Here is a 22,221-nt window from a genome sequence, read left to right on the forward strand (position 1 = left end):
CCGGGATCAGTCAGCGATGGCTTTGAGAGCCTGGTACAGGGCATCCAGCTCGGGCGCGAGCTGCTCGTCGCCGTGCCGGTGATGTTTGAGTTCGGAACTGAAGAAGCGCTCGGTCGCCGGCGGCTGCAGGCCGAACCGACGCAGCACGTCGTCGAGCTGGCGGTGCAGGCTGTCCTCGTCCTGGTCGAAGCACAGCACCGGGAATTTCACCCGGCCGTGCAGTTCGAGCAGACGGCTGTTGTAGGCCTTCCACAAGCCAAGAGCCTGCTCGCGAGGCATGCCGCCACGGGCCTGGAGGGAATCGGCAACCGCGGAAGGATGGCGGAAGATCCCGACGAAGCGCAGGTTGGGAATCAGTTCCTGCCAACCTTCGACGGCCAGCAGCGCACGCGGGTCCTTGAATCCCCAGCGCTTCACGCCGTCATAGCCGTTGATCAGCTCGCGGGCGGCATCGTACTCGGCCTGCGTCCAGGTCGGCGCGACGCTGGGCGGGTTGTCCCAGGCATGGCCACGGGCGGCGAGCAGCGCATCGTGGAAGGCGACGATATCGCCATTCTCGCGGTTGCCCTTGAGATTGTGGGGGTTCCAGGTGCTGTGCTTGCCCAGCTCCAGGCCGGCTTCCTGCAGAGAGCCGGTGAGGAAACTGGTACCGCTGCGATGCATGCCGACCACCATGAGAACAAGGTCTTCAGGGGGCTGGGTGGCTTTGCGAGAGGAACCGAACAAGACTTCGAATAGGCGCATACCAGCTCTTTTTCTTATGTTTGGGCGATGATCCGCACAGATTGCGCCGCAATCGGCACGCAGGTTTGCTGCGACGCATTGTGTTTAAATACCCCACCCTTTTCAATCCAACAAGAAAGACATGAAGCACAGGGACATCATTCTGTTCGGCGTCTACAGCGACCTGCGCACCGAAGTGGCGCGGCGCTTCCTGGGATTCCTCTGGTGGATCCTCGAGCCCGTGATGTACATGGGCGCCTTCTACATCGTCTTCGGCCTGGCTCTGGGCCACAGCCGCCCGGGCTATGTCCCCCTGCTGCTCAGCGGCATGGTCGCCTGGAAATGGTTCGACGGCTCGGTGCGTCAGGCCAGCAACGCCATCCAGGCGAACGCGGGCCTGATCCAGCAGATCCATGTACCCAAGTACGTGTTCGCGCTGATCCCGGTCCTGAGCAACACCTTCAAGTTCCTGATCATCCTCGGCCTGCTGATCCTTTCATTGCTGATCGCCGGCTACCGCCCCTCCCTCGAGTGGCTGGCGTTGCCGATGCTGATCCTCAACCAGCTGCTGTTCATCATCGGATTCGGCTTCCTCCTGGCCTCTGTGCTGCCGTTCGTGCCGGACTTGCGCCAGGTGGTGGACAACTTCCTGATGCTGATGATGTTCATGTCGGGGGTGTTCTTCAGCATCCACGAGATTCCCGCGTCCATGGCGCCCCTGCTGAATCTCAATCCGATGGCGGTGATGATCACCGCGTTCCGCGACGTGCTGCTGCATAACCAGTGGCCGGCCTGGGGCGAACAGTTCTATGTGCTCGCGGTCGCCGTTCCGTTCCTGCTCGTGGCGCTGTGGGTCATGCACCGCAACGAGCGCAAGTACCCCAAGCTGCTGTTCTGAGGTGATGCATGTCCGGTGACCTGATTCTCCAGGCCGAGCACGTCGGCCTCTCCTACCGGCAGCGCGTCGGCATGCTGCGCTACGAGTCCTTCTGGGCTTTGCAAGATGTCAGCTTCCAGCTCTACGAGGGAGAGACGCTCGGGGTGATTGGCAACAACGGCGCGGGCAAGAGCACGCTGCTGCGCATGATCGCTGGCATCGTCGAGCCCGACCGCGGCACGCTGCAGCGCAGCAAGCCCCTCACGGCCAGCCTGCTGGCGCTGAACGTCGGCTTCAAGCCGGAACTGTCCGGGCGCGACAACGTGATCATCAGCGGCCTGCTGCTGGGCATGAAGCTCGCCGACATCCGCCGACAGATGGACGACATCCGCGAGTTCAGCGAGCTGGGCGACTTCTTCGAGCGGCCGGTGGGCACCTACTCGACCGGCATGCGCGCCCGCCTGGGCTTCGCCGTGGCGATCCACGCCAACCCGGATATCCTGCTGATCGATGAAGTCCTGGGGGTCGGCGACCAGACCTTCCGCGAGAAGTCCCACGCCGCCATGAAAGCCAAGATCAAGGAAGGCAAGACAGTGATCCTAGTGTCGCACAGCATGGAGGCGATCAGGGAACTCTGTCACCGGGCGCTCTGGATCGAACGGGGAAGATCGGTCCTGTGCGGCGGGGCCAGTGAAGTCGTGGGCCAATACCACGAGGCCGTCCGGATCGCCGTTCGCGACATGCAGAAGCTCGAACGAGAGCAGTCGGCCAGAAAGCAGGCCCTGGAGCCCGCCCGGTGAAAGCCGGCGGGCTCAGTGATGCCCGCCGCCGTTCTGCTCGAAGGTCTCGATCAGCGCCACCTGCATCCGCGAATGCACACGGATGAACCAGCGCCAGAACACCGCGATCACCAGCGCGGCGATCAGCGCCACCACCACCAGCAGCTCGCCCGGCGGGAGGATGCTCGAACTGAGCGCCGCCAGCAGCAGCATCATGCCGCCCAGCGAGAGCAGCGGGATCAGCTCGGAAATCACCCGGCGCACGCGAGCCGTATGGCGCCCGGCGCTCTCCGTCTTCACGCCCATCTCCGCCAGCAACATCGCCAGCGCCTTGAGCTTGCGGTAAGCGGCGATCAGGAACGGCAGCGACAGCAGCAGCGCGGCGCCCCAGATCAACGCCTTGTGCAGCGCCTCGTGTTCGACGAAGCCGGCTAGCCATTGCGACAGGCGGTCGGCGAAGAATGCCAGGCCGAAGAAGATCGCAATCACCAGGGTCAGATTCACCCCGACCTGCAGCAGGATGCGGCGGATCATCCCGGCGAGGATCGCCTTGTCGCCGCGCGGCTTGATGCTGCGCAGCCACTCACCGTACAGGCTGAACACCCGCACCATGGGTGAGGGCAGGCTACGGCCCAGGTACAGCGCCAGCGGGTCGGCCGAGCGGATCAGGTAAGGCGTCAGCAGCGTGGTGATGGCCGACACGCCGACCACGACCGGATAGAGGAAGTCGCTGGTCACGCCCAGGCTCATGCCCAGCGCGGCGATGATGAAGGAGAACTCGCCGATCTGCGAAAGCCCCATGCCCACGCGCATCGAGGTGCGCCCGTCATTGCCGGCGATGAAGGCGCCGGCGCCGCACGACACCAGTTTGCCGGCCACCACCACCAGGGTGATCACCAGGATCGGCGCGGCGTAGTCCACCAGCACCTTGGGGTCGATGGTCAGGCCGATGGCGACGAAGAAGATCGCGCTGAACATGTCGCGTACCGGCTCCATCAGGCGTTCGATCTGGATCAGCTGGCGCGACTCGGCCATGATCGCGCCGATCAGGAAGGCGCCCAGGATCATGCTGTATTCCAGCTTCACCACCAGCAGGCAGAAGCCGAAGCACAGGCCCAGCACCGTCACCAGCAGCATCTCGTTGCTCTCGAACTTCGCCACGTAGGCCAGCAGGCGCGGCACCAGCAGGATGCCGACGACCAGCGCGACGACCATGAACAGGCTGAGCTTGCCGACCGTGGAGAACACCTGATCGGCCTCCACCGTGCCGCTCACGGCGATCCCGGAGAACAGCGCGATGATGCCGATGCCGAGGATGTCCTCGATGATCAACACGCCGAAGATCAGCTGGGCGAAGCGCTCGTTCTTCATCTTCAGGTCGCCCAGGACCTTGATGATGATGGTGGTGGAGGACATCGCCAGGATCGCGCCGAGGAACAGCGAGTCCATGGTGCTCCAGTCGAACAGGCGGCCGATCTCGAAGCCGGCCCAGATCATCAGGGTGATTTCCAGGAACGCGGCGATGAACGCCGTGGCGCCGACCTGGAACAGCTTGCGCAGGGAAAACTCCAGACCCAGGCAGAACATCAGGAAGATCACCCCCAGCTCGGCCAGGGTCTTGATCGTCTCCTCGTCGTGCACCAGGGCGAAGGGCGGGGTATGCGGACCGATGATCACGCCGGCGATGATGTAGCCCAGCACCACCGGCTGTTTGAAGCGATGGCAGAGGATGGTGACGAAACCGGCGATCAGCATGATCACCGCGAGGTCCTGGATGAAATCGATGGCATGCATGGTCGGCGGTCCTCGCGGCGGGGTGGTCAGGGGGATCGCGCGGCTGACGGCCTCGCTCAGCGAAGCCTATCATCCGAGTCCGCCGACAGGCGGTTCTGAAAGAATCAGTAACAGACTGATTTGGAAAGGGATTCATACGCCCCCATATCAGGGAGCAGGCCCCGACAGGGCAACAGCACGAAACAAAATCCGGCTGGCCCTCACAGGCACCCACCGGCAACATGACGTGCGTCGTATACCAACCAAGAGAATGACAACCATGAAGCGCTTTCTCAGCCTTGCCATGGCCTTCTGTGTCGCCGTGACGCTCAGCCTCGACGTCAACGCCGCCAAGCGTTTCGGTGGTGGCAAGAGCATGGGCTCGGCGCCGAGCCACCAGACCCGCCAGGCACAACCCAACGCTGCCCCGAACTCCCCGACCGCCGCCGGCCCGGCCGCGACCGGTGCTGCCGCCGGCGCTGCCGGTGCCGCTGCCAAGAGCGGCGCATCGCGCTGGCTTGGCCCGCTGGCCGGTCTCGCCGCCGGTGGTCTGCTCGCCTCGATGTTCATGGGCGACGGCTTCCAGGGCATGCAGTTCCTCGACATCCTGATCATCGCGCTGATCGCCTTCATCGCCTTCCGATTCATCGCCTCCCGTCGCCGCCAGCAGCACGGCAATCAGCCCGCCATGGCCGGTGGACATGCGCCGATGCAACGTGAAATGCCGGCCGCCCCGCCGTCGATCTTCGGGGGTGCCTCGCGCCCGGTGATGGACAGCCGCCCGGTCATCAACGCACCGAGCTGGTTCGACGAGACCCGTTTCGTCGCCGCCGCCCGGGAGCACTTCATGTCCCTGCAGCAGCACTGGGACGCCAACGAAATGGACAAGATCGCCGAGTTCGTCACCCCGCAGATGCTGCAGTTCCTCAAGCAGGAACGCGCTGACCTGGGCGACGGCTACCAGTCCACCTACATCGACAACCTCGACGTGCAGCTCGAGGGCGTGGACGACCAGGCCGAGAAGACCATCGCCACCCTGACCTTCAGCGGCGTGTCGAAGTCCTCGCGCTTCGACCAGGGCGAGCCGTTCAGCGAAAGCTGGCGCATGGAACGTGCACAGGGCGAGAACCAGCCGTGGCTGGTCGCTGGCATCCGCCAGAACTGATCTTGCGTATGACGAAAAGCCCGGCGATTGCCGGGCTTTTTCGTTTCCGCGCACCTCGCCCGGATGTACCGACACGCCGCCGCTCGTCCGGACATTGCGCGTGCATTGGTCTTGCACGGAGGGGCGGCTACTACTGTATAAAACGCGCCATTTTGCGAATGTAGAGAGGCCTCGCCTGTGGAAGATGTGATCGAGAAACTGCGTGAAGTGAACGAACCGGTACCGGTCCCGCTGGAGTTGCCGGACGAGGAACTGCTGGTGGAGATCGAGGAAGAGCTGCTGATCGGCATTCCGTCGGAATTCCGCGAATTCCTCCTGCAGGTCAGCGATGTGATCTACGGCCGATTGGAGCCGGTCACCGTGGCCGATCCGCAGTCCCATACCTACCTGCCGGAAGTGGCCGCCGTGGCCTGGGCCAACGGGCTGCCGCGCGAGCTGATTCCGCTCTGTTCCGACGGCGACGACTACTACGCGGTCGCCGAGGATGGCGAAGTGGTGCTGTGGGCCGACGGCGAGCTTACTGAGGAAACCTGGGACTCCGTCTGGACCTGGGCGCGCGACGTATGGCTCGATACTTGAAGGTGGGGTCCGGAATTTCCTGAAACTTCCATGGTCACACAGGCAACCCAGCGTACCTCCAGCCCTTGCTGCCCGGGTCGGTACGATGCCCCGTGGAGAAACTATGAAGTTGAAAGCCTTGTTCACCTGCCTGTTGCTGCTCGGCCTCGCCGGATGCGCCGACAAGGCCGTGGTGACGCTGCAGGATGGCAGCGAAATCCTGGTGAAGGATCACTCCGACTACGACAAATACAATGACTACTACGAGTTCGAGCAGCTCAACGGCGAGACGATCCTGATCAAGAAGGACAACGTCCGCTTCATCAAGACCCCTTGAAGGGCGCGCTAACGCGCCCCGAGCCTTCCCCCACTCTCCAGCTCCAGCAGGTTGAGCAGGTACTGTCCGCAGTAGCCCAGGTCCTGCTCGATGGCCTTGCGCGCGCCTGCGCCATCGCCACGCTCCAGCGCCTGGAGGGTGTCTTCGTGGAAGTCATTCAGGCGCAGCGACAGGTCGGCCTCGGTGAACAGCCGATTGAAGAACGGCCCGACCTGCAGCCACAGCGCCTCGATCATGCGCAGCAGCGTGGGGTTGCCGCAGCCGCGGTAGAGCGTCAGGTGGAACAGGCTATTGGCTTCCAGGTAGCCATGGACGTCACGGGCGTTCAGCGCGGCCTCCATGCGTTCGGTGCAATCGCGCAGCAGCGCCATATCGGCGGACTTCAGGTGCCTGGCCGCGTCTTCCACCGCGAGTCCCTCCAGGGATTGCCGCACCTGCAGGATCTGCAGGTAACGCTCGCGGGTCATCACCGGCACCCGTAGCGAGCGCTGCGGCTCGCCTTCCAGGGCGCCTTCGGCCACCAGCCGTTGCAGGGCGGCGCGGACGGGCATCGGGCTGGTGCCCCATTCGTCAGCCAAGTCGCGGATCTTCAGCCGCTCGCCTGGCTGGAAGCGCCCGCTCAGCAGAGCCTGGCGCAGGTTCTGGTACAGCTGTTCCTGAAGGTTGTCGGCCATCGTGATTTACTCCCGGCCGGCCGGCGGCGCCGGCAGTTGGGCGAAGGTCAGGCTGCAGTCGTGTTTCATCGTGCTTATCCCTTGTTCTCGATCAGACAGTTGCCGCCATCCACCACGAGCACTTCGCCGGTGATGTAGCTGGCGTCGGGCGAGGCCAGGAAGGCAATGGCGGCCGCCACCTCCGCCGGTCGCCCGGATCGGCCGAGCGGCGTGCGCCGTCCGGCCTGGAGTTCGTCCTCGCTGCTGGAGCCGGTGGCGATCCAGCCCGGCGCCACGCTGTTCACCGTCACCCCGCGGCGCGCCACTTCCAGCGCCAGCCCCATACTCATGCCGAGCATCCCGGCCTTGGCCGCGCTGTAGGCGGATTCACCGGGGTTGCTGGCGCGCACGCCGGTGGTGGAGCTGACATTGACGATGCGCCCGTAGCCACGCTCCAGCATCCCCGGCAGCAGCGCGCGGGTGAGCAGGAAAGCGCTGGTGAGATTGCGCGCCAGCGACAGGTTCCAGATCGCCAGGTCCATCGCAGCCAGTTCGGCGAAAGGCTCGGGGCTGCCCTGCATGGCCATGCCGGCGTTGTTCACCAGCACGTCGACCCTTCTCCATTGCGCCTGCGCCCATTCGGCCAGGGCGCGGACGTCGTCCTCACGGGTGAGGTCGGCGGTCAGCGCGCGGGCCTCGAAACCTTCGGCACACAGCTCCTCGGCCCGTTTCAGGATGCGCTCGCTGCTGGCAGTGAGCAGCAGCTTCACACCGTTGCGGGCCAACCGGCGGGCACTGGCGAAGCCGATGCCGGACTCGCTGCCGGCGCCGCTGACCAGGGCGACCTGGCCAGCCCAGGCAGACTCATTCGTGACATCGTTCATGGGCATTCTTCTCGATCTGTGATCACAGAATTCGTTACAGAGCAGATTATCAGGCAGTCGATCCGCTGTATTGACATTTTTGTGATCACAAATGGAATATGTGCGAAATAACAAACGAGGTGTGCAACATGACCGCCAGCGGAATCGCCCAACAGGCCGTGGATCTCTTCACCGCCCGCGAGCGCCAGCGCTTCCTGGAACAGAATCCCACGTCCGTCGCCCTCGCCGAGCGCGCGCACCAGTCCCTGTATGCCGGCGTGCCGATGCACTGGATGGCCGACTGGTCCACACCCTGCCCGCTGTTCGTCGAGCGCGCCCAGGGCGCCCGTTTCTATGACGTGGACGGCCATGACTACGTGGACTTCTGCCTGGGCGACACCGGCAGCATGTTCGGTCACTCGCCGGCGCCGATCGCCCGTGCCCTCGCCGAGCAAGGCGCACGCGGCCTGACCACCATGCTTCCCGGCGAAGACGCCGTGGTCTGTGGCGAGCTGCTCGCCGCGCGCTTCGGCCTGCCCTACTGGCAGGTCACCGCCACCGCTACCGACTCCAACCGCTACGTGCTGCGCTGGGCCCGCGCGGTGACCAAGCGCAAGACGCTGCTGGTGTTCGACGGCTGCTACCACGGCACCGTCGACGACGTGATGGTGCGCTACCGCGACGGCGAGACCGTGCACCGCTCCGGCCTGGTCGGCCAGGCCTATGACCTGACCCAGCACAGCCGCTCCATCCCCTTCAACGACGTCGAGGCGCTGGAAGCCGCGCTGGCACAGGGCGACGTCTGCGCCCTGCTGTGCGAACCGGCGATGACCAACATCGGCATGGTCCTGCCCGATCCGGGCTTCATGCAGAAGTGCCGCGAGCTGACGCGCAAGTACGGTTCGCTGCTGATCATCGACGAAACCCACACCATCTCCACCCACATCGGCGGCTGCACCCGGCTGTGGAACCTCGACCCGGACTTCTTCGTGGTCGGCAAGCCGATCGCTGGCGGGGTGCCCTGCGGCATCTTCGGCTGCAGCGCGGAGATGGCCGAACGCATGGCCGCCTCGCGCCAGAGCGCCCAGGAAGACAGCCATGGCCATGGCCACAGCGGCATGGGCACCACCCTCTCGGCCAACGCCCTGGCCATGCACTGCATGCGCGCCAACCTGGAACAGGTGATGACTCAGGCGGCCTACGACCACATGCTGCCGCTGGCCAAGCGCCTGGCCGACGGCTTCCGCACGCTGATCGCCAAGCACGACCTGAAGTGGTCGGTGACCGAGCTGGGCGCGCGCAGCGAGTTCCAGTTCTGCCCCGTCTCCCCGCGTACCGGCGCCGAGGCCGAAGCGGCCTTCCACGACGAGCTGCAGATGGCCCTGCACCTGTACCTGATCAACCGCGGCATCCTCATCACGCCGTTCCACAACATGACCCTGTGCTGCCCGGACACCACCGCCGCCGACGTGGATCGCCTGATCGAGACCCTCGATGCCGGCATCACCGAGCTGCTGGCGATTCCCGGCGCGCGCGAGGCCTGATCGACACCTGCAGGAGCGAGCTGGCTCGCGAACGCTCGTTGCAAATCCGCCGTGGGGCGGGTTCGCGAGCAAGCTCGCTCCTACAACATACAAAGAACAAATTCCCGGCGCGCCGCGCCACCGAGGACCACCATGCAATTCGCCGATCGTCAGGAAGCCGAAGCCTTCCTCGCCGCCCACCCGGACGTGCGCAGCATCGAACTGTTCATCATCGACGCCAACGGCATCCCGCGCGGCAAGCTGCTGCACCGCGACGAGCTGCTGGCGATCTACGACAACGGCCGCCCGCTGCCCAGCTCGATCCTCGCGCTGACCGTGCAGGGCGAGGACGTCGAAGGCACCGGGCTGGTCTGGGAGGTCGCCGACGCCGACTGCTGGACCTACCCGCTGCCCGGCAGCCTGACCCTGCAACCCTGGCGCGCCAGCCCTACCGGCCAGTTGCAAGTGAGCATGCACCCGACCCAGGGCCTGCCGGCCAGCCCGGCCGACCCGCGCCAGGCACTGTCCCGCGTGATCGACCGGCTCAAGGCCGATGGCTTGCACCCGGTGATGGCGGTCGAGCTGGAGTTCTACCTGCTGGACAAACAGCGCGACGCCAGTGGCCGTCCGCAGCCGGCGCTTCAGATGAACGGCATCCGCCCGGAAGCACCGCAGGTCTATGGCGTGTATGAGCTGGAGCAACTGCAGCCGTTCCTCGACGATCTGTATACCGCCTGCGAAGTCCAGGGCTTGCCCGTGCGCACGGCGATCTCCGAATACGCGCCCGGCCAGGTCGAGCTGACCCTGGAGCACCGCTTCGACGTCATGCAGGCCATCGACGAGGGTGTGCGCTACAAGCGCCTGGTGAAGGGCGTGGCGAACAAGCACGGGCTGCAGGCCTGCTTCATGGCCAAGCCGTTCGGCGACCGTGCCGGCTCCGGCATGCACCTGCACGTCAGCCTGGCCGATGAACAGGGCAACAACCTCTATGCCAGCGACGACATCCACGGCACGCCGCTGCTACGCCACTCGATCGGCGGCATGATGGCGCGCCTGCTGGATTCGCTGGCGATCTTCTGCCCCAACGCCAATTCCTTCCGCCGCTTCCAGGCCAACAGCTACGCGCCGTTGGCCAAGAGCTGGGGCGTGAACAACCGCACCGTGTCCTTCCGCGTGCCCGGCGGCCCGGCGAAGAGCCGGCACATCGAGCACCGCATCTGCGGCGCCGACGCCAACCCGTACCTCGCCGCGGCGGCGATCCTCGCGGCCATCCACGAAGGCATCCGCGAGCAGATCGATCCGGGTGCGCCCATCGTCGGCAACGGCTACGAGCAGGCCACCGAATTCCTCCCCACCGACTGGCTCACCGCGCTGCGCGCACTGGAAGGCTCCACCTGGGCCCGGGAGGCGCTGGGCGAAGAGTTCCTCAAGGTGTTCCTGGCGATCAAGTGGGAAGAGTACCGCCAGTTCATGGGCGAGGTCGGCGAGCAGGACTGGCGCTGGTACCTGCATCACGCCTGATGCGGCTGCGTGGATAACTGCCCAGGCGACCGACCTCGCTGTGGATAACTCCCGCGCCCCGGCGCGGGGGATCTGACACGCGAAAGACTTACGAAAAATTTACCCTGCCAGAGTGAAGATTCTGGTCTTTTCTTGGTCAGTAGTTCCACGGGGCGCGGCTGAGTGCCCCGTGGTCAAAGCGGCGCCGCCGGTACTGCCTGCCGACCGCCGTCCTCTCTCAGGCAGGGAGATCCCGTAGACAATGAGCACTCCTGTCGTACTGATCACCGGCGCTGCCGGTGGCCTCGGAAAAGCCATCGCCAAACGTTTCGCCCAAAGCCACTGGCGCATCGCCGCCACCGATGTGGACAAAGCCGGCCTGCATGCGCTGAACGCCCAGGTACCGCTGGACGCCACCGCCGTCGGCGATCTGCGCCGCGCCGACAACTGTCACAACCTGGTCTCCGACATCCTCGCCCGCACCGGCCGCCTCGACGCCCTGGTGAACGCCGCCGGCGTCTGGCGCGAAGGCCCGGTGGAGAACTTCAACGAGGATGACTTCGACCTGGTCATGGGCGTGAACCTCAAGGCCGCCTTCTACATGTGCCAGGCGGCGACGCCGTACCTCAAGGAAAACCACGGCTGCATCGTCAACATCTCCAGCGACTCCGGCCGCCAGGCCTATCGCGGTTCCGCGGCCTACTGCGCGAGCAAGGCGGCGCTGACCATGCTCACCCGCACCCTGGCGCTGGAGCTGGCCGAGTCGGGCGTGCGGGTCAACGCCATCTCCCCGGCCGACATCGCCACGCCGATGCTCGACTACCAGGCCGAGCGCTATGGCCAGGGCAATCCCGACGGTTACAAGCGCGCCCTGCTGAAGGATTATCCACAGGGCAAGGTGGCGCGCTTCATCCGCCCCGAGGAAGTTGCCGAACTGGTCTGGTACCTCTGCAAGCCGGAGTCCGAAGCCATCACCGGCGCCGACCTGGCGATCGACTTCGGTCTCTCCGCCGGGCGCTGAGCCAACCACCAAACGAACGGGCGACCAGAAGTCGCCCGTTTTTCGTTGCGGGGCGCTGATCGAACGACGGCTGCGCCACTGGCGAAGGGTCTACTGGTGCCGGGCGCCAATCGGCGGTATAGAAAAAACTGTGTCGCCTGCCGCGCTCCGGTTGTCCAGAGTGAGGCACTTTCCTTTTCCCCAGACAATTCCGAAGAGAATTCCATGGAACCTGGCAACCACCAGCTCAGCATGACCGTCCTGATGACCCCCGACATGGCCAACTTCTCCGGCAATGTTCACGGTGGCACCCTGCTCAAGTACCTCGACGAGGTCGCCTACGCCTGCGCCAGCCGCTATGCCGGCTACTACGTGGTGACGCTGTCGGTGGACCAGGTGATCTTCCGCCAGCCGATTCACGTTGGCGAGTTGGTCACTTTCCTCGCCTCGGTGAACTACACCGGCCGCACCTCCATGGAGATTGGCGTGAAAGTGATCACCGAGAACATCCGCGAGAAATCCGTGCGCCACACCAACAGCTGCTTCTTCACCATGGTGGCGCTGGACGACGACCGCAAGACGATTGAGGTGCCGCAACTGGTGCCGCAAACCAAGGAAGAGAAACGACGCTTCGCCCAGGCCCAGCAGCGCCGGCAGATTCGTCAGGAGCTGGAACAGCGCTATCAGGAGCTTCGCGACGAATAAGCGACGTTCACGACATTTCCTGAAAAGAAATCCCGCGTGCCGCGGAAATTTCCTAACGCGTCAACAGGTTACCCTTGCGTAAAAGCAAGGTAGGAATTCATTACTACGCCTAAACTTTTCACACGCGGGTTTGCCCCCGTGACCCACCGTCGAGCGACCCGGTGCTGATGCGCAGTCCGGTCGCTCCCTGAGTGCCCGGAGCCCAGACCATGCATCACACCCCGCTACTGACTACCCTGGCCGTAGGCTTTGTACTGGCCTTCGTCCTCGGCGCCCTCGCCAACCGCCTTCGCATCTCGCCGCTGGTGGGCTACCTGCTCGCCGGCGTGCTGGCCGGCCCCTTCACGCCCGGTTACGTCGCCGACCAGGCGCTGTCCACAGAAATCGCCGAGCTGGGTGTGATCCTGCTGATGTTCGGCGTCGGCCTGCACTTCTCGCTCAAAGACCTCCTCTCGGTGAAAGCCATCGCCATTCCCGGCGCGGTGGTGCAGATCGGGGTCGCCACCCTGCTCGGCCTGGGCCTGGCCTGGCTGATGGGCTGGAACTTCGGCGGCGGCCTGGTCTTCGGCCTCGCCCTGTCGGTCGCCAGTACCGTCGTGCTGCTGCGTGCCCTGGAGCAGCGCCAGCTGATCGACACCAAGCGCGGCCGCATTGCCATCGGCTGGCTGATCGTCGAAGACCTGGCGATGGTCCTCACCCTGGTCCTGCTGCCAGCCCTGGCCGGCTCGCTGGGCGGCACCTCCGACGGTGGCGACGGCGGCCTGCTGATGCCGATCCTGCTGACCCTGGGCAAGGTCGCCGCGTTCGTCGCGGTCATGATCCTGGGCGGCCGCCGCTTCGTGCCCTGGGTGCTGGAGCGCGTGGCCAAGACCGGCTCGCGCGAACTGTTCACCCTGGCCGTGCTGGCCATCGCCCTGGGCATCGCCTATGGCTCTGCGGTGATCTTCGGCGTGTCCTTCGCCCTGGGCGCCTTCTTCGCCGGCATGATTCTCAACGAGTCCGAGCTCAGCCACGAGGCCGCCGAGAATTCGCTGCCGCTGCGCGACGCCTTCGCCGTGCTGTTCTTCGTCTCCGTCGGCATGCTGTTCAACCCGGCCATCCTGATCCACGAGCCGCTGCCGGTGCTGGCGACCTTCCTGGTGATCGTCTTCGGCAAGTCGGTCGCGGCCTACGTCATCGTGCGCATGTTCGGCCACCCCAACAGCACCGCGCTGACCATCGCCGCAAGCCTGGCGCAGATCGGCGAGTTCTCCTTCATCCTGGTCGGCCTGGGCGTGACCCTGAACCTGCTGCCCGAAGCCGGTCGTGACCTGGTGCTGGCCGGCGCGATCCTGTCGATCCTGGTCAACCCGCTGCTGTTCATCGCCATCGACCGCCTGCAGGCACGCCAGGAGCAGAAGGCCGAGAACGACCCCGGCGTGATCCAGGTGGAGGCGCCGGACCTGCCGCCGCCGGTGCTGGAGGAGAACCACGCCATCCTCATCGGCCATGGCCGCGTCGGCGCGCTGGTCAGTGAGCGATTGCGCAAGGACAAGGTCCCGGTGGTGGTGATCGAGGACAAGCGCGAGAAGGCCGCGGAGCTGCGTGAGCACGGCCTCTGCGTGGTGGTCGGCAACGCCGCCAATCCCGAGGTACTGAACCAGGCCAACATCACCTCGGCGCGCTGGCTGCTGATCGCCATTCCCAACGGTTTCGAGGCCGGGACCATCGCCAGTCACGCGCGGGCGATCAACCCGAACCTGGACATCATCGCCCGCGCCCACTTCGACGCCGAGGTGGACTACCTGGAGCAGAACGGCGCCAACCTGGTGATCATGGGTGAGCGGGAAATCGCTCGCGGCATGGTCGAGCGGGTTGAACGCGAGGGCGCCGCCACGGCACCGAGCGACGACCACCTGCCGCAGTCGGCCTGACGCCATGCTGCGCCGGCTCTACGACTGGACCATGCGCCTGGCGGGGCATCCGCGGGCAGAGCTGGCGCTGGGCGGGGTGACCTTCGCCGAGAGCTCGTTCTTCCCCATCCCGCCGGACGCGCTGCTGGTGCCGATGGTCCTGGCCAACCGGGCCAAGGCCTGGCGCTATGCGGCCATCTGCATCATCAGCTCGGTGCTGGGCGGCATCGCCGGCTATTTCATCGGCCTGCTGCTGTTCGAAACGGTAGGGCAGGCGATCTTAGGCTTCTACGGCCTGCAGGAGAACTTCGCCGAGGTCGCCGAGCGCTACAACGAGCTCGGCTGGCTGATGGTGCTGCTGGGCGGCGGCTTCACCCCGTTGCCCTACAAGCTGATCACCTTGACCAGCGGGGTGACCCAGCTGGACCTCTGGCTGTTCATCGGCTTGAGCGTGGTGGCGCGTACGCTGCGCTTCGCCGCCACCTGCGCCCTGCTGTTCTGGGCGGGCCCGGCCCTGCGCGAAGCCATCGAGAAACGCCTGGGTCTGGCGTTCGGCGTGCTCACCGCGATGGTGGTGGGCGGGTTGCTGCTGGGCAAGTACATGCTCTGAACCCGTTCTTCATAAGAGCGACGGCCTGCGAACTCTGTATCAGCCCAGCTTCACCGCCTCGAACTTGACCCGCGGATGGGCGATGCGGTCCTGGGCGCGCACCAGCTCCAGCTCGTAGCTGCCGCAGGCCTGGGTTTCCAGCAGCACTTCATGCACGGCGGCGGCGCAGAACTCGAAGGCAGTGCGCAGGTCATCGCCCAGCAGCAGGCGGGCGAGGAACAGCCCGGAGGTCAGGTCGCCCACGCCCACCGGCTGGCGCGGAAAGGCCAGCAGCGGGCGGCGCAGGTGCCAGGTCTCGTCCAGGGTCACCAGCAGCATTTCGAAGGCGTCCGCCGGCTTGCCCGGGTAGTTCAGGTGCTTCACCAGGATCGCCTTCGGACCACGCACCAGTAGGCCGCGGGCCATCTCGGCGCAGTCTTCCAGCGAGGTCGGCTGGCGGTCGCAGAAGCTGTCCAGCTCCAGCTGGTTCGGGCACAGGTAGTCGGCCAGGGCGGCGGCCTCGTGGAGCAGGAACTCGCTGACTTCCGGGGCGACGATGCAGCCTTTCTCCGGATGGCCCATCACCGGGTCGCAGAGGTACACGGCGCGCGGGTTCACCTCGCGGATGCGACGCACCACATCGAGGATCGAGCGGCCTTGCGCCGCGCTGCCCAGGTAGCCCGAGAGCACCGCGTCGCAATTGCCCAGCTCGCCAATCGCGGCGATGCCGTCCACCAGCGCGGGAATCTGCTCCGGCGGCAGCACCTGGCCCGTCCAGTGGCCATACTGGGTATGGTTGGAGAACTGCACGGTGTTCAGCGGCCAGACGTTCACCCCGACGCGTCGCATGGGGAACTCGGCAGCGCTGTTGCCGGCGTGGCCGAAGACGACGTGGGACTGGATGGCGAGAACGTGGGGAGTGCGCGGCATAACGGTGTCCTGCTACAGAATGGGGCAGTATGGGGCGCAATTCACACGCTGTGAACATCCGCCCCTCGCCGCCCGATGGCGGAGTGAGTAAGCTGGTGCGCCGATTCCGAGGAAGCTCACGTGGACCTGGGTAATCTTTTCATCTTCATGCTGGTGGTCGCGGGCGCCGCCTGGTGGTGGCGTGCCCATGGCATCCGCGAGCGTGCGCTGGTTCTCGCCAAGCAGCACTGCGCGCGCGAGGGCGTGGAGTTGCTCGATGACGCCATGGCCCTGCAGCGTTTTCGCTTCCAGCGCGACGGCCGCGGCAACCTGCGCCTGGCCCGCGAATACGCCTTCGAATTCACCGCCACCGGGCAGGAACGCTACGCCGGCAGCATCGCCATGTTCGGCCAGCACCTGGGCCGCGTCGAGCTCGCGCCCTTCCGCATGGAGCCCGAGCCGCGCACGCCGGTGTCGCCGGTTGCCACCTTCCACCCTGCCGCTATGCCGGTGGATGAGGAAATCGTCGACGCGGTGTTCGACGACACCCCGACTCCGCCCCGCGCCAAAGCCGAGGTCGTGCGCCTGGATGAATGGCGCCGCGCGCATCAGGGCAAGAAAGTCGGCGACTAGAGCGACGAGTTTTCCTTCATCAAATTCCTGAACTCCGATACCCGGCTCTGTACCTGTCGCCAGTTTTCATCCATCAGGCGACCCGCCGTTCGATTCAACAGCCAGCAGCGCCAGCGAAACAGCAGATGGCCGGCTCGAAGGTGATTCTGCCGGCACTTGCCGAACAACCCGTCCGCATCGAAGCCTGTCCATTCACCCGCGACCGACAAGGCATTGGGGTAAACCGCCGGCACGACCTCGCGGCGGTAAATCGCCTCCAGCTCCTCGACGCAATAGTCACTTTCGGCCAGGGTCCGCGCGATGTAATTCAGATCCGCATCGGTAGATTCGGTATCCAGCCACAGCTCGGACAGCGCCAGCCAGACGGACTCGCGAGCCGGGTCGTTCATTCGTGGCCCAGCAGGAAGCGCGACACGCGCTCGGCGCTGTCTTCGGGGAATTCCTGCATGAAGCAGTGACCGCCATCGACGCACTGGCCACTCACCACCGTATTCGACGCACACCAGCGCGCCACGGACTTGGGCACGAACGGGTAGGTGCGCTCGCCGAACAGCACCTGGGTCGGCGTCGCCACCTTGTTCAGCGACGGCCACAGGCGCTTGGGGAAAGAGCTGAAGATTTCCGCCTCGCGGCTGGGCCGGCATTTCAGCTCGACGCCCGCCTCGGTGCGCTTCATTGCGTTCTCGACGTAGGCCCACAATGCCGCATCGGTCCAGCCCTTGAAGATGCCGCGGCCGTGCAGGCCGGCGTAGGCCGCCTCGCGGTCCGGCCACTGGCTGCGCCGCGAGCGCGCCTTCTGCACCATGGTGCGGCGCTTGTGCAGGCCGAGCACTTCCGAGAGCGCCATCACGCCGATCATCGCCGGGGTGAACAGCACCGGGTCGAGCAGCACCGCGCGACGGAACAGCTCGGGATGACGGCCCAGGATCAGGCTGGTGAGCACGCCACCGAAACTGTGCCCGGCCGCGTAATGCGGTACATCGCCAAATACCCTGTTGCCGGCCTGGAAGGCCTCCACCGCCATCTCGGCATTGCGGTTCCAGCCGTGGAAGCGCCCGCCGTGGTCGCTGTCGCCGTGGCCCTGTACGTCGCACAGCCAGAGGTCGAAATCCTGCGCCAGTACCTTCAGCATCGGCTCATAGGCACGACCGCAGAAACCGTTGCCATGCAGGAAGTGCAACAGCGGCTTGCCGCTGGGCTCGCTGCGCCAGCCGCGCAGGGTGAAACCGGCGGACCCTTCGTGGGTCCAGGTCGACAACTGCATCGAAGCTCTCCATCGGGATGCGGCAGTGTAGCGAAGCGACGGGGCGCCGGACCAGCGCGCGGTCGTGCTATTGTCGCCGACCGTTGGTCGAACCCCGTCGAACATGTCGCCTACCCGCCCCCTTCGCCTGCTGCTGATCTGCTTGCTCCTGCTGGCCGGGCTGGTGCTGTCGGTGTTCTGGGCGGGCGAGAAGGCACGGCATCGTGCGCTGCTCGCCGAGGCGGAGGCCGCCCACGAACAGCTCGGCCTCTACGCCAATTCCCTGCACACCCTGATCGAACGCTTCCGCAGCCTCCCCGCCGTGCTCGCGCTGGACCCGGAACTGCGCGCGGCCATGCGCGGCCCGGTGACCGGTGAACTGCAGCACCGGCTCAACCTCAAGCTGCAGGAAATCAACGGCGCGGCACGCTCGTCGACCCTGGAGCTGCTGGACCACACCGGCCTCGCCGTGGCCGCCAGCAACTGGGACCTGCCGGTCAGCTACGTCGGCCACAACTACGGCTTCCGCCCCTACTTCCGCCAGACCATCGCCCAGGGCGCCGGGCGCTTCTACGCAGTCGGCGTGACCAGCGGGATTCCCGGCTACTTCCTGTCCAACGCCCTGCGCGACGACGACGGCCGCTTCCTCGGCGCCATCGTGGTCAAGCTGGAATTCCCCGACCTCGAGCGCCAGTGGAGCCAGACCCCGGACGTGGTACTGGTGAGTGACAGCAAGGGCGTGGTATTCCTCGCCAACCACCCGCGCTGGCGCTACCGCGAGCTGCTGCCGCTGGACGCCGTGGCCCGCGCCGAAATGGCCGACACCCGCCAGTACCACAAGCAGCCGCTCAGCGCGCTGCCGCACCGGACGCTGGAATCCCTGGGCGAACACGCGCGCATGGTCCGTGTCGACGGCCAGGACATCAGCGGCGACTACCTCTGGCAATCCGTCGGCTTGCCAGAAGACGAGTGGACCCTGCACCTGCTGCGCAACCCGCACGGCGTGCAATCCGACGTCACCAGCGCGCGCCTGGCCGCCGCCGGCGTCTGGCTGGCATTGGTGTTCCTCGTGCTCTGGCTGCAGCAGCGCCGTCGTCTGGCCCGCCTGCGCCAGCGCAATCAGGAAGAGCTGGAGCGCCTGGTCGAGCAGCGTACCGCCGCCCTGCGCACTGCCCAGGACGGTTTGGTACAGGCCGCCAAGCTGGCTGCACTGGGGCAGATGTCCGCTGCACTGGCCCATGAGATCAACCAGCCGCTCACCGCGCAGCGCATGCAACTGGCCAGCGTGCGCCTGTTGCTCGATGCCGGCCGCCAGGACGATGCCCGCGCCGCGCTGACACGGGTCGATGAACTGCTCGAACGCATGGCAGCGCTCACCGGCCACCTGAAGACCTTCGCCCGCAAGACCCCGGGCGGCCTGCGCGAGCGCATCGAGCTGGGCCACGTGATCGAGCAGGCATTGCAGCTACTGGCCGTGCGCATCCGCACCGAAGGCGTGGCGATCAGCCCGGACCTCGACTTGCCGGCCTGGGTGCTCGGCGATGCGATTCGCCTCGAGCAGGTGCTGGTCAATCTGATCCGCAATGCGCTCGATGCGGTGGCCAACATCGACACGCCGCAGATCCGTCTGACCCTGCGCCGCGACGACGCGCACTGGTGCCTGGAAGTCGCCGACAACGGTCCCGGCATCGACGAGGCCCACCTGGCCAGCGTCTTCGACCCCTTCTTCACCACCAAGCCGGTGGGCGAAGGACTGGGCCTGGGGCTGGCGGTATCCTATGGCATCGTCCACGAACTCGGCGGACGCCTCGACGCCGCCAACCAGCCCACCGGTGGCGCGGTGTTCCGCCTCATCCTGCCGGCCGCCAGCGAAGAAAGAAGACCATGAGCGAGACCATCCTCTTCGTCGACGACGAAGCCGCCATCCGCGACGCCGTGCAGCAGTGGCTGCAGCTCTCCGGCTTCGACGTGCGCCTGTGCAGCAGCGCCGACGAGTGCCTGAAAAGCGTTTCCCGCGAGCTGCCCGGGGTAGTCATCAGCGATGTGCGCATGCCCGGCACCGATGGCCTGGCCCTGCTCGAACGCCTGCAGCAGATCGACCGCGACCTGCCGGTGATCATGGTCACCGGCCACGGCGACGTGCCCATGGCGGTGCAGGCGATGCGCCAGGGCGCCTACGACTTCATCGAGAAACCCTTCACCCCCGAGCGCCTGCTCGACAGCCTGCGCCGCGCCCTGGAGAAACGCCGGCTGGTGCAGGAGAACCGCCAGCTGCGTGAACAGGCGGCGCTCAAGGACCAGATCGAATCGCGCCTGCTCGGCGTCTCGCGGCCCATGGAAACCCTGCGCCGCCAGATCATGGCGCTGGCCGGCACGCCGGTGAACGTGCTGATCCGCGGCGAGACCGGCAGCGGCAAGGAGCTGGTCGCGCGCTGTCTGCATGATTTCGGCCCGCGCGCCGCCAAGCCCTTCGTCGCGCTGAACTGCGCAGCAATCCCCGAGCAGCTGTTCGAGACCGAACTGTTCGGCCACGAAAGCGGCGCCTTCACCGGCGCCCAGGGCAAGCGCATCGGCAAACTGGAGCACTCCAACGGCGGCAGTCTGTTCCTCGACGAGATCGAAAGCATGCCGCTGGCCCAGCAGGTGAAGCTGCTGCGCGTGCTGCAGGAACAGCAACTGGAGCGCCTGGGCTCGAACCAGAGCATCAAGGTGGACCTGCGGGTAATCGCCGCGACCAAGCCGGACCTGCTCGAAGAAGCTCGCGCCGGGCGTTTCCGCGAGGACCTCGTGTACCGTCTCAACGTCGCCGAGCTACGCCTGCCGCCGCTGCGCGAACGGCGCGAGGACATCCCGCTGCTGTTCGAGCACTACGCACTGCTGGCCAGCGAGAAATTCGCCCGCGAAGCGACGCCGCTGTCCGCCAGCGAACTGGCCCGCCTGCTCGCCCACGACTGGCCGGGCAACGTGCGCGAACTGGCCAACGCCGCCGAGCGCCACGTGCTCGGCCTGGACCGCGCCGAGCTGCCGATCGAGCCGGCCGGCAACGGCCTGTTCGATCGCATGGAAGCCTACGAGGCCGAGTGCATCCGCCAGGCGCTGGGCCAGTGCAAGGGCGACATCAAGGCGGTGATGGAGCTGCTCGGCCTGCCGCGCCGCACCCTCAACGAGAAGATGCAGCGCCACGGGCTGAGCCGCGGGGATTACCTGGGCGAGGTCTGAGCCAGCTGCTCGGCGAAGCACCAGCCGGTGCACCAGCGTGCCAGCGGCCAGAGCAGCGCCAGCAGCAGGATTGCCGGCGGCAGCAGGTAGAGCGGCAGGCTACGGGCGTTCAGCGAGCTGTAGGCGGCGAACGCCACCAGGACCGACACCAGCACAATCGCCACCGCCCACATCACCAGCAGCACCAGCGCACAGGCCAGTACCCGGCCGGCAGCGAAGCGCGTGACCTGTGGCGGCAGGCGCGTATGCACCGCCGTCATGACGATGGCAAAGGGCAGCAGGCAGCCGGACAACAGCAGCACCGACTGCCAGCCGTCCGCCCCGCTGTACAGATAGAGCGCCGCGTAGCTGAGCACAGCCAGCGCCTTGTAGATCAGCGCGCTGAAACAGAGCGCCACGCCCAGCGACAGATGCCAGGACGGCAGAACCAGAACCTGCCCTGGTGCCAGCCGCTCGGAGCGGGAGCGCGCCAGATGGAGGGCCAGCCAGAGCGGCAACAGGCAACCTAGGACCAGGCTGATCAGCGACGTGGCCTGGCCGTACAGGGCCATCCATAACGTCCGGGCGTCCTGCTCGAACGCCCACTGATAGAACGACACGCTCAGGTAGGACACCACCGTACTGACAACCACGGTGGCGACCAGATAGGCCACACCAAAGCCCACCAGCAGCCCGGCCATCGGCTGGAACCGCGCGATACCGTGGCGCTCGCGCTGGTCATGCACCAGCAGCAGGACCGCCGCCGCATAGAAGACCAGGCCGCCCAGCCAGTTCCCCAGCAGCATCGGCAAGTACTGCGGCAGGCGCTCGCGGTAGTTGCCCAGGTCGCCGATCCACTGCACGGCGTTACTGCCGAGGAACACCACGGCCGCCGCGACAATCATCGCGGCAACGAACTGCAGGGGTTGTCCGGCGGTCGACGGCGCAGCGCTGGCCGGCGCCGTGAGGGGGGCATGGGGTGTCGCGAAAGGGTTATCGGTGGTCATCTCGGCATCCTTGTCGAATCCGGCCCGTGGCACAGTGTGCGCCCAGCCTAGCAGCCCGCCGCGGCTTTCCACAGGCATAAAAAAAGGCCGCTGATAGCAGCGGCCTTGAGACGGACGTCGATCTGGAGCAATCAAGAATCGGCGTCGGGAAGCTTGCCGGCGGTGAGGCCGGTAACGACGCAGCTCGAAAACTGCATCGTTGGGTCAAGTATATTGACCGATTGAACAGGAATACAGATTGGCTGCCGCGAAAGACTGTTACCACATCTGTAACAGTCGCCGTTGAGGTACTGA

The 22,221-nt window shown here is 66.0% G+C and carries 22 protein-coding genes; 14 read left to right on the forward strand and 8 right to left on the reverse strand.

Translation table 11 applies throughout. The features are described from left to right. Window positions 1-6 precede the first annotated feature (6 nt). The gene (locus AC1ZV1_RS29700) at window positions 7-663 is read right to left on the reverse strand and encodes a sulfotransferase family protein (RefSeq protein ID WP_484294875.1); all 657 of its coding nucleotides are present in this window, start codon (window positions 661-663) and stop codon (window positions 7-9) included. Between the two features lie 202 nt (window positions 664-865). Between AC1ZV1_RS29700 and AC1ZV1_RS29705 the strand changes: the two genes are divergently transcribed. Continuing rightward, the gene (locus tag AC1ZV1_RS29705) at window positions 866-1,621 is read left to right on the forward strand and encodes an ABC transporter permease (protein WP_484294876.1); all 756 of its coding nucleotides are present in this window, start codon (window positions 866-868) and stop codon (window positions 1,619-1,621) included. Between the two features lie 8 nt (window positions 1,622-1,629). Continuing rightward, window positions 1,630-2,400 (forward strand): ABC transporter ATP-binding protein, encoded by a 771-nt coding sequence (locus AC1ZV1_RS29710; protein WP_484294877.1) that lies wholly within the window; start codon window positions 1,630-1,632, stop codon window positions 2,398-2,400. A gap of 12 nt (window positions 2,401-2,412) precedes the next feature. Here the strand turns inward: AC1ZV1_RS29710 and AC1ZV1_RS29715 are convergent, their stop codons facing one another. Continuing rightward, a complete protein-coding gene (locus tag AC1ZV1_RS29715; protein WP_484294878.1) occupies window positions 2,413-4,173 on the reverse strand; it encodes a cation:proton antiporter in 1,761 nt (586 codons plus the stop codon). A gap of 259 nt (window positions 4,174-4,432) precedes the next feature. Here AC1ZV1_RS29715 and AC1ZV1_RS29720 point away from each other — a divergent pair, with 259 nt between their 5' ends. The 3 genes from AC1ZV1_RS29720 to AC1ZV1_RS29730 all read left to right on the forward strand — a co-directional run bounded on the left by AC1ZV1_RS29720 (window position 4,433) and on the right by AC1ZV1_RS29730 (window position 6,212). Continuing rightward, entirely contained in the window at window positions 4,433-5,317 is an 885-nt protein-coding gene (locus AC1ZV1_RS29720) for a Tim44 domain-containing protein (protein ID WP_484294879.1), read from the forward strand. A gap of 177 nt (window positions 5,318-5,494) precedes the next feature. Beyond that, window positions 5,495-5,896, forward strand: a complete 402-nt coding sequence (locus AC1ZV1_RS29725) for an SMI1/KNR4 family protein (protein ID WP_484294880.1) — start codon at window positions 5,495-5,497, stop codon at window positions 5,894-5,896. A 103-nt stretch (window positions 5,897-5,999) separates the two neighbouring features. Further along, on the forward strand, window positions 6,000-6,212 hold the full coding sequence (locus AC1ZV1_RS29730) for a YgdI/YgdR family lipoprotein (protein WP_017521498.1): 213 nt from the start codon (window positions 6,000-6,002) through the stop codon (window positions 6,210-6,212). Between the two features lie 8 nt (window positions 6,213-6,220). On the opposite strand, the gene AC1ZV1_RS29735 is transcribed toward AC1ZV1_RS29730, so the two are convergent. Continuing rightward, window positions 6,221-6,886, reverse strand: a complete 666-nt coding sequence (locus AC1ZV1_RS29735; RefSeq protein ID WP_484294881.1) for a GntR family transcriptional regulator — start codon at window positions 6,884-6,886, stop codon at window positions 6,221-6,223. 74 nt (window positions 6,887-6,960) lie between these two features. Further along, the gene (locus AC1ZV1_RS29740; RefSeq protein ID WP_484294882.1) at window positions 6,961-7,749 is read right to left on the reverse strand and encodes an SDR family NAD(P)-dependent oxidoreductase; all 789 of its coding nucleotides are present in this window, start codon (window positions 7,747-7,749) and stop codon (window positions 6,961-6,963) included. A 128-nt stretch (window positions 7,750-7,877) separates the two neighbouring features. On the opposite strand from AC1ZV1_RS29740, the gene AC1ZV1_RS29745 reads away from it, so the two are divergent. From AC1ZV1_RS29745 to AC1ZV1_RS29770, 6 genes are all read left to right on the forward strand, one after another. Further along, complete coding sequence (locus AC1ZV1_RS29745; protein ID WP_484294883.1) at window positions 7,878-9,272, forward strand: aspartate aminotransferase family protein; 1,395 nt, start codon at window positions 7,878-7,880, stop codon at window positions 9,270-9,272. A gap of 132 nt (window positions 9,273-9,404) precedes the next feature. Beyond that, on the forward strand, window positions 9,405-10,772 hold the full coding sequence (locus AC1ZV1_RS29750; protein ID WP_484294884.1) for a glutamine synthetase family protein: 1,368 nt from the start codon (window positions 9,405-9,407) through the stop codon (window positions 10,770-10,772). Window positions 10,773-11,013: 241 nt separating this feature from the next. Further along, window positions 11,014-11,772, forward strand: a complete 759-nt coding sequence (locus AC1ZV1_RS29755) for an SDR family NAD(P)-dependent oxidoreductase (RefSeq protein ID WP_484294885.1) — start codon at window positions 11,014-11,016, stop codon at window positions 11,770-11,772. Between the two features lie 204 nt (window positions 11,773-11,976). Further along, window positions 11,977-12,456, forward strand: coding sequence for an acyl-CoA thioesterase (locus AC1ZV1_RS29760; protein ID WP_484294886.1), 480 nt, complete (start codon window positions 11,977-11,979; stop codon window positions 12,454-12,456). Window positions 12,457-12,665: 209 nt separating this feature from the next. Beyond that, window positions 12,666-14,369 carry a YbaL family putative K(+) efflux transporter gene (gene ybaL / locus AC1ZV1_RS29765; RefSeq protein WP_484294887.1) on the forward strand — a complete coding sequence of 568 codons (1,704 nt, stop codon included), beginning with the start codon at window positions 12,666-12,668 and terminating at the stop codon, window positions 14,367-14,369. A 4-nt stretch (window positions 14,370-14,373) separates the two neighbouring features. Further along, window positions 14,374-14,958: a YqaA family protein gene (locus AC1ZV1_RS29770; RefSeq protein ID WP_484294888.1), complete on the forward strand. Its 585-nt coding sequence runs from the start codon at window positions 14,374-14,376 to the stop codon at window positions 14,956-14,958. Between the two features lie 39 nt (window positions 14,959-14,997). On the opposite strand, the gene pdxY is transcribed toward AC1ZV1_RS29770, so the two are convergent. Next, on the reverse strand, window positions 14,998-15,867 hold the full coding sequence (gene pdxY / locus AC1ZV1_RS29775; protein ID WP_484294889.1) for a pyridoxal kinase PdxY: 870 nt from the start codon (window positions 15,865-15,867) through the stop codon (window positions 14,998-15,000). Window positions 15,868-16,014: 147 nt separating this feature from the next. On the opposite strand from pdxY, the gene AC1ZV1_RS29780 reads away from it, so the two are divergent. Continuing rightward, window positions 16,015-16,479, forward strand: coding sequence for a DUF3301 domain-containing protein (locus AC1ZV1_RS29780; protein WP_484297672.1), 465 nt, complete (start codon window positions 16,015-16,017; stop codon window positions 16,477-16,479). On the opposite strand, the gene AC1ZV1_RS29785 is transcribed toward AC1ZV1_RS29780, so the two are convergent. Both AC1ZV1_RS29785 and AC1ZV1_RS29790 read right to left on the reverse strand, forming a co-directional pair. Next, the gene (locus tag AC1ZV1_RS29785) at window positions 16,476-16,868 is read right to left on the reverse strand and encodes a DUF7079 family protein (RefSeq protein ID WP_484294890.1); all 393 of its coding nucleotides are present in this window, start codon (window positions 16,866-16,868) and stop codon (window positions 16,476-16,478) included. The two genes, AC1ZV1_RS29780 and AC1ZV1_RS29785, sit on opposite strands and share 4 nt — an antisense overlap. Then, window positions 16,865-17,743: an alpha/beta fold hydrolase gene (locus tag AC1ZV1_RS29790; protein WP_484294891.1), complete on the reverse strand. Its 879-nt coding sequence runs from the start codon at window positions 17,741-17,743 to the stop codon at window positions 16,865-16,867. The genes AC1ZV1_RS29785 and AC1ZV1_RS29790 overlap by 4 nt, the downstream gene beginning before the upstream one ends. A 103-nt stretch (window positions 17,744-17,846) precedes the next feature. On the opposite strand from AC1ZV1_RS29790, the gene AC1ZV1_RS29795 reads away from it, so the two are divergent. Both AC1ZV1_RS29795 and AC1ZV1_RS29800 read left to right on the forward strand, forming a co-directional pair. After that, on the forward strand, window positions 17,847-19,610 hold the full coding sequence (locus AC1ZV1_RS29795) for a sensor histidine kinase (RefSeq protein WP_484294892.1): 1,764 nt from the start codon (window positions 17,847-17,849) through the stop codon (window positions 19,608-19,610). Further along, window positions 19,607-20,941 (forward strand): sigma-54-dependent transcriptional regulator, encoded by a 1,335-nt coding sequence (locus AC1ZV1_RS29800; protein WP_484294893.1) that lies wholly within the window; start codon window positions 19,607-19,609, stop codon window positions 20,939-20,941. The genes AC1ZV1_RS29795 and AC1ZV1_RS29800 overlap by 4 nt, the downstream gene beginning before the upstream one ends. Here AC1ZV1_RS29800 and AC1ZV1_RS29805 read toward each other — a convergent pair. Continuing rightward, window positions 20,923-21,927: a hypothetical protein gene (locus tag AC1ZV1_RS29805; protein ID WP_484294894.1), complete on the reverse strand. Its 1,005-nt coding sequence runs from the start codon at window positions 21,925-21,927 to the stop codon at window positions 20,923-20,925. The two genes, AC1ZV1_RS29800 and AC1ZV1_RS29805, sit on opposite strands and share 19 nt — an antisense overlap. Between the last annotated feature and the right edge of the window lie 294 nt (window positions 21,928-22,221).

This window comes from Pseudomonas sp. BB438, from assembly GCF_057180225.1.